At 53.9% G+C, this 3,797-nt stretch carries 3 protein-coding genes and 1 pseudogene; all 4 read right to left on the reverse strand.

The annotated features are described in order from the left end of the window. The coding region (locus tag ASF90_RS04825) for a hemagglutinin repeat-containing protein (RefSeq protein ID WP_236699203.1) at positions 1-395 on the reverse strand (395 nt) is incomplete at its 3' end. 95 nt (positions 396-490) lie between these two features. Next, the gene (locus tag ASF90_RS23260; RefSeq protein WP_153066545.1) at positions 491-970 is read right to left on the reverse strand and encodes a hypothetical protein; all 480 of its coding nucleotides are present in this window, start codon (positions 968-970) and stop codon (positions 491-493) included. Positions 971-977: 7 nt separating this feature from the next. Next, positions 978-2,318 (reverse strand): VENN motif pre-toxin domain-containing protein (locus ASF90_RS24135; RefSeq protein ID WP_236699204.1); only part of this gene is annotated, 1,341 nt, incomplete at its 5' end. 1 nt (position 2,319) lies between these two features. Next, a pseudogene (locus tag ASF90_RS24140) lies at positions 2,320-3,797 on the reverse strand (hemagglutinin repeat-containing protein); the annotation flags it as partial.

The raw sequence follows: 3,797 nt of genomic DNA on the forward strand, positions 1-3,797 counted from the left end.
TTCTTGTTGTAGCCGGCAAAGCGCTCGGTGTCGGAAATGACCACCGTGCCGATGCCCTTGCTGGTGGACTGATTGGTATTGCCCAGGATGTCCTGGCCGCTCTGGATGGTCAGGTCGCCTGCGGCACGCATGCTGACATTGCCCTGCGCCGCGATATTGCTTGCCGTCAGTGTGATGTCGCCTTGAGTAGTGGTCAGGCTGGCATTGCCGCCCACCGACAATTGCGTACCGGTGATGGTGTCGGTCTGCCCGTTGCCGGTGCCTTGCTGGTTGTAGTTGCCGTACGGCAAGCCGGCGGCATTGTTGAAGCCCCAGCCCTTGCCGTTACTGGCGTTACCACTGGATTGAGTGTTGTGCGCGACATCGAACACGATGTCCTTGCTGGCGAGCAGCAAGGCGTTGCCTTCGGCAGAACGTAGGGTCAGATTGACTTATTAATTACACCTGATCCCCGTTCTTTATACTTAAAAAAACCAGCCGCCGGGATGGTTCATATTTTCTCTAAAAAAAATCCATTATCATTAAAAATACAAACCAATCTATCCCAGAATTCTCGGACAGCATTTATGTTTTGAATATCAGATTCGTTGGCAAAATAAAAAGAAATTAGCTCATCACCCAGCGGCGTGCATTCGATTTGAGCATCCATCCACACTATGAGTTTAGCGGCATAATCATGCCAATTAATGCAATCGGATTCACTTTCACTTTCGGGGTTAATGCTACCAAGCAGGTTGACGTATTCTTCTAGCGTCCCTATCTCATTAATTTCAAGCCAATCGCTAGGCGCAAATTTAACTAAATTTGCAGCAAGGCAGAAATGTATAATGGAGACGGAAAGTTTATGAAGAAAAACACTGTCACTATTTATTTTGGATTCATTAAATCTGAAGAAGCAGACCGGCATTTCACTTTTAGAAAGGACATTTAAAACAAATGCGGTCCGTATTTTAATTTCGTCAGTAATCATATTGGCCTCAACGGGTTGGATTAGGTCCAGTATTTCCAGTCAGCGGAAATTTTAACTTAAGAACGTTGCGTTCACCACCGTTAGCTAGATTTACAGATTTTCCATTAATTTCTAAGGAGGCCGTAGTCTGCAATGTCCTATCGCTCGCTATACCAGCCGGACGATAAGTAACCCAGCTTCCATCTGGAGTCATGGCGCGCCATGAACCATTCTTCATATCAATTGCATCACTCGGCTTAACTCCTCCGAAGAATTCTTTCGCTAGAGTCTCTGCCGCCAGGTCAGGGTCCGATGTCGCGGGCATCTCTCTTGGTGTCCCGAGCTCACCAATTGGTCGTCCCGGAAGTTCACCCGCATGAATTTCATTTAATACGTCCTGAGCAGTCTTTTTATTTAGCCCGTCACCTCTAATTTCATCCGGGAGCGTCTTGGTTAGAAGATCTTTAAAAATTGGCGAACGTTTTTCTATTTGATTTTCTAGTTCTGAAATAATTGGCCTAGCCTTGCTCGTACCAGCCATTCCAAAAGTCAATAGATTAGCAAGACTTAAGACGCGTGCATCGAGCGCATCAAGTCCAACAACGGGTTCTCCGGTAAAATAGTTAATTGCAGTGTCGCTGCTCCATACATCTTTCCAGCCAGCAACCGTTTGACCAAAGTCCGCTAGTAATCCACGACCTAGAACAAGGCTAAGGGCAGTCCCGGGCTGAATGTATTTCAGGTCACCTGCCGTTTTACCCATTCCGTTATAAAATAATTCGCCATACGTCGGGAATGTGCGGCTTGTGACGTTGCCGGAATAAACGACATCTCTTTCCGTGATGAAGAAGCCTTGATCTTTCCAGTAAGGCTCCATGGCCTTATCATAATTCTCCTGCGTAAGCTTTCCTGCCGCTTTCAGTTCACTGGTGACTTTCTCGGAGTAAAGCGTTTTTTCTTCATCTCGAATCTTATCAAGGGCAGTCAGCTTCCTCTCGGCATCGCAACCGTCTTCGCTTCCATGTTGGCACAGTGATTTAGCGAGCTTCAGATAATCGTTTTCTGATTCGGTAAGCCAGTTATTCTCAACGGCATTTTTCGCAATATTTGCACCAATAGCCGAATCGGTTAAGCTGCCACCAGTTAATCCACCAGCAATCGCCCCAACCGCCTGCGACAGAGCCACCAGCATCTGCTTGTCCTGTTCGGGCAGCAGGTTCGGATTGAACTTCCCGGTTACCGGGTCGATGGCACGGGGATCATCGCCGTACAGGGTTTGGGTCAAGTACTTTGCCGCCAACTCACCACCGGCCCCTGCCAACGCGCCGCCGGTCATGGATGCGCCGTTTACCTCGGCAAGTACCGCGCCNACCGGGTCGATGGCACGTGGATCATCGCCGTAAAGGGTTTGGGTCAAGTACTTTGCCGCCAACTCACCACCGGCCCCTGCCAACGCGCCGCCGGTCATGGATGCGCCGTTTACCTCGGCAAGTACCGCGCCAAGCACCGCATGCGACACCAACTGCAATGCCGCGTTTGGATTGCTGCCATGGTTCTGGTCGAAGGTCCTGCCGATCAGCTGCGCCGCGTACGGTGCCAATGCGTTGCTGGCGACCTGGCCGGCGCCTTGGCCGGAGACGCCGCCCACCACGACGGTGGTGACCGCTTGCAGTGCACGGCTGTAGTCGCCACCAGTGCCCCACTGCTGCTTGGATTCGTAGGCGGCACGATAGTCGGAACTGTTCTGCAACAGCACTTTTTGCTGATCGGCAGCGCTCAGCCCAGCAAATTGCGTGGCGTCATCGCCTTCCAATTGGCTGATGTAATCATTCGCCGCCTGACCGGCCTTGCGTTCTGCTGCGGCAGCAATGTCATCGCCAATCTCCTTGGCGGTGGTCATCACCGTCCCGGTCGCGGCTGCCAATGCTTGCTGCTCACCCAGGATCTTGCGCACGTCCGGCAGCGCCGCTACCGCTTCATGGGCAGCGCTGGCATCGGTGTTGATACCGGTCGCTGCTGCCGTGGTGGTCTTGCCGCCGATCTTGATGTTGCCTTCGGTCAGCGTCGCACGGGTCAGCGTGGTGTCGCTGCCGCTCTGCATGACCGGAATGCCGGGATTGAAGCTGCTGTAGTTCGCCTCACCGTAGTTACCGTTGATGATGTTGTGGCCGATATTCCTGAACTGATCGCCCGCGCTCGGCTGGGTGGGATTGCCGTCGGCATCGGTCGCGCCTTCGCCCGTGCTTCCGATGCCACCGCTGATCGCCGCCGACGCGGCGCTGTAGTCCATCCGATTCTTCAGATCGGTGAAGGTCAGTGAATCGGCCGTCAGCTCGCTGTTGTTGGCGTTGGTGCTGGTGATCGCACCACCGATCAGATTCACGTTGCCGGCGGTGACGTGATAGCCGCCATCGCCCGCGAACAGACCCGACTGCTGGCCCACGCCCAGGTAATTGCCGTTCGCCTTGGCAGCGTTCGCGTAGCCACTGGCATCCCATGCGGTGCCAAAAGAGACCTGGACACGGCCGCCAACGCTGCTCTCCTTGGACTGTACTTGAGACACGTCTTGCAGCGACTCGATCGTCAGGTCCCCGCCGACATTCGCATCGATCCGATCCGCCGTCACCACGGCACCGCGCAGCGTCGTGTCGCCCTTGGAGGTCAGCACGACGTTCTTGCCCGCTAGCTGGGTGTTTTCCCAGGTCGTGCTTTGTGCGTTCGAGTTGTGGCTACCGGCGCTGGCCTGCACATAGGCGTACACACCGGTTTGCGCACCGATCTGCGCACCGACCCCGACTTCGAAGCCGGCATTGCTGCCCTTACTTTGCTCGGAGCCAACGGATTGGCC

The organism is Xanthomonas sp. Leaf148 (assembly GCF_001423585.1).
GTDB lineage: Bacteria > Pseudomonadota > Gammaproteobacteria > Xanthomonadales > Xanthomonadaceae > Xanthomonas.